The sequence below is a fragment of the Microcystis sp. M49636_WE2 genome (genome assembly GCF_030065375.1).
Lineage (GTDB): Bacteria > Cyanobacteriota > Cyanobacteriia > Cyanobacteriales > Microcystaceae > Microcystis > Microcystis aeruginosa_C.
The window spans coordinates 1-2799 of the sequence record NZ_JASJFG010000325.1 but is presented as its reverse complement, the minus strand read 5'-3'; the positions used below and the strand labels follow the sequence as shown (position 1 = coordinate 2799).

Here is a 2799-nt window from a genome sequence, read left to right as displayed (position 1 = left end):
TTAAAATTTCTAGGTAAAGCTTCAGCATTCTTCTACCCGTGACACGCTTATTTAATAAACGATTCCGAATAGTTTTTAGGTGTTCTGGACTATCTTGAGATACCCAGTTACTAATTACTTGCGACTGGATAAAATCGCCGACATTAATCGGGGTTGCTGGGGATTCCTTGCCAAATCCAGTGCGAGATGTGGAGATTAAATGACAAATTTTTTGAGTTAAAAACGGTTGTCCACCTGTCCATTCTATAACCTCCTCTAAAACCCGTTCCGGTGCGATAACTTTGTCCTGCAATCCCTCGGCAAGTTTTCTGGCATCCTTTATAGTAAATCCAGATAATCGAATATCTTGACCAATATTAAAAGGACTACGATTATTATCTCGAATAAAGTTAGAAACTGCCGCTACCCCCAACATACAAAAGGTTAGACGTTGGTAATCCCTATTATGGGGACGTTCTTCATGACAGCTACGCAGCCAAGCAAAGAAATCATCTGTGGAAAAATTTAAACTCAGAACGCTATCAATTTCATCGAAACAGATAACAATAGGTCGGGATACCTCCTTTAAGAGAATTTCCTCAACAAATTGATCAAGACGATTAATAGCTGATTTATAGGCTCGTTCATCCCACCAAGTTTGCTCTTTTCCCCGAATAGAAAGATTGAAGCGTTTAACCAGTTGCTCAAATAATACTCGATACCAAATATCTTCGGAGATGTTTTTTCCTAGACCACTCAAATCAATGATAGCACAATCAATATTATCCTCTTTCAGTCGTTTTTGTGTCTGTACCCACAAACTTGATTTTCCCATTTGACGGGAATTTAACACATAGCAATACTGTCCATTTTTTAGATAGTTATAAAATATATTATCTGCTTCCCGCTTGATATAACTAGGTGCATCTAGGGGAACGCTGCCTCCAACATAATAAAAATTGGTCGCCATAGGATTAAAATTAGCAATTTGTCTGATTGGTTAAGTTCGATGAATAATTTAATCAAAGGTTATCTGTCCCTAAGCTAGTCCGCATTTAAAGTTCTGGGTTCGATGGGGGAACGGGGAACAGGTGAAAACGAATATTAGATTTAGATGTACAACAGTTTAACTCAATATATTGGATTTTAGGAGGATAGGCGATACCTAAAATAGTTGCTGTATAGTGGATAACGGGGTTGAACAGCATTCTGCACAAAGGTTACTAATCCTAAACTATGAAGTTGCCAATTAATTGTTGCACCTAAATCAACGGGAGAAGAGGACTCTACAACCTTTTTCATTCCTGCTGCTAGGTTTGGATGTTCTTGTAAGTTTAGCAAATGTCCTCGTAAATGATCCCCATAAATCCCCGCTTCCGTGGCTGCTGTCTCTAAAAAATCTGCTAGAGACAGTTGTTTTTGGCTAATCCCATAAATCGCTTTTTGGATTAAATAGGGATGTCCCCCGACAAGATTAATTATTTTTTGCAGTTCATCTTCTCCCAAGTCAGCCTGATATTTATTGGCTAGAGTCAAGACCTGTTCTAGAGTAAAATCAGGTAACAGGATTTCTGTTCCTACATTGAAAGGAGATTTATTCAGGCCAGCAGGAACATAATTTTCTGTGGAATAGGTGATAATTAAGTGTAACTTTTGCCAAGTATTATTATTTTTTGCCTCCTCGTGCCAAAGACGAAATAAACTAAGGAAATCGTCGGCAACGCTTGCATAGGCAAAGAGACTATCTATCTCCTCTAAAACTAAAATTAGGGGTTTATCCAGCTTTTTGAGCAAATGGTCTTCAAAATAGGCAGTACAGCTATAAAGTCCTAATCCTTCTTGCCATTTTTCCTGAAAGAGAGCTGCTAACCCTAATTTCTTGGAAGTAATCAAAGCAAACCAAGAGAGCAATCGGTCTAAATCGCTGAGAATTCCTTTACTTGCTTGTAAAAAACTGAAACTGACGGTTTTATACTCTCTTTTGTCAACTTGACTCAAAATTCTATCGACTAATAGGGTTTTACCCATCCCCTTGGCTGATTTAATTCGCAATAATGAACCTGCTTGACTCACCGTCTCCAGACAAAGCTGTTCCACTGGAGGACGTTCAATATACTTGGAAAAATCCGCGGCCCGGTTTTCTCCCTCATCCTCAGACATGGCAGCAGCTGTTTCCTCCAACTCATCCCAGTCAGCGATTTCTCGATAATCAAGGCCTAATTTTTGACAAATTTCAAAAAAATTAAGATTGCTAATCGGTTTACCGTTAAGAAAAAGGCTAATAGTCGCTCTTCCGAATCCTAACACCTCAGCAAGCACCTGTTGACTTGCGTAACCATTGAGTTTAACTGCTTGTTTGACTCTAGGGATATATTCTGATTTTACTTTAAGCGATCGCCCCATAAACTTCCATCAATCGACGCAATCTCTATTTTATCGCAAAAAACTCAGACATATCTCAGTCATTCTCAGTCATGAACTCAGAGAGTCATGACTGAGGATCAAGATGTACTGGTCGAAGTGTATTTATAAACTACACAAAACAGAATGCTTGACATATTTCCTTCTAAGTCCAAAGACAATGACACTTATAAGGGTGATTCTGGGACTTCAGCTAAGTCTGACAATTATTTAACCTCCGCGGAGAAGTCTCTTTTATCTGATTTACTCAAAGTTAATGCTGCCACTGTCTTGAGCTTTGAAATTGAAACAGATAGAATTGGAGAAGCTAACTTACAAGATAAATTAGAAAAACTAGCGGACAAAGGCTATATCAAAGTCAATGAAGAAGAAAGCTACAAAATCTTTACTCCCACTTGG

The 2799-nt window shown here is 38.4% G+C and carries 3 protein-coding genes; 1 reads left to right on the top strand and 2 read right to left on the bottom strand.

Annotated features, from left to right (window positions below; genetic code table 11):
- Both PX484_RS07780 and PX484_RS07775 read right to left on the bottom strand, forming a co-directional pair.
- A partial coding sequence (locus PX484_RS07780; RefSeq protein ID WP_288103371.1) for an AAA-like domain-containing protein occupies positions 1–949 on the bottom strand: 949 nt, incomplete at its 3' end.
- Positions 950–1125: 176 nt separating this feature from the next.
- Positions 1126–2382 (bottom strand): AAA-like domain-containing protein, encoded by a 1257-nt coding sequence (locus tag PX484_RS07775; RefSeq protein ID WP_287767289.1) that lies wholly within the window; start codon positions 2380–2382, stop codon positions 1126–1128.
- A 144-nt stretch (positions 2383–2526) separates the two neighbouring features.
- On the opposite strand from PX484_RS07775, the gene PX484_RS07770 reads away from it, so the two are divergent.
- Positions 2527–2799 (top strand): hypothetical protein (locus PX484_RS07770; RefSeq protein ID WP_288103369.1); only part of this gene is annotated, 273 nt, incomplete at its 3' end.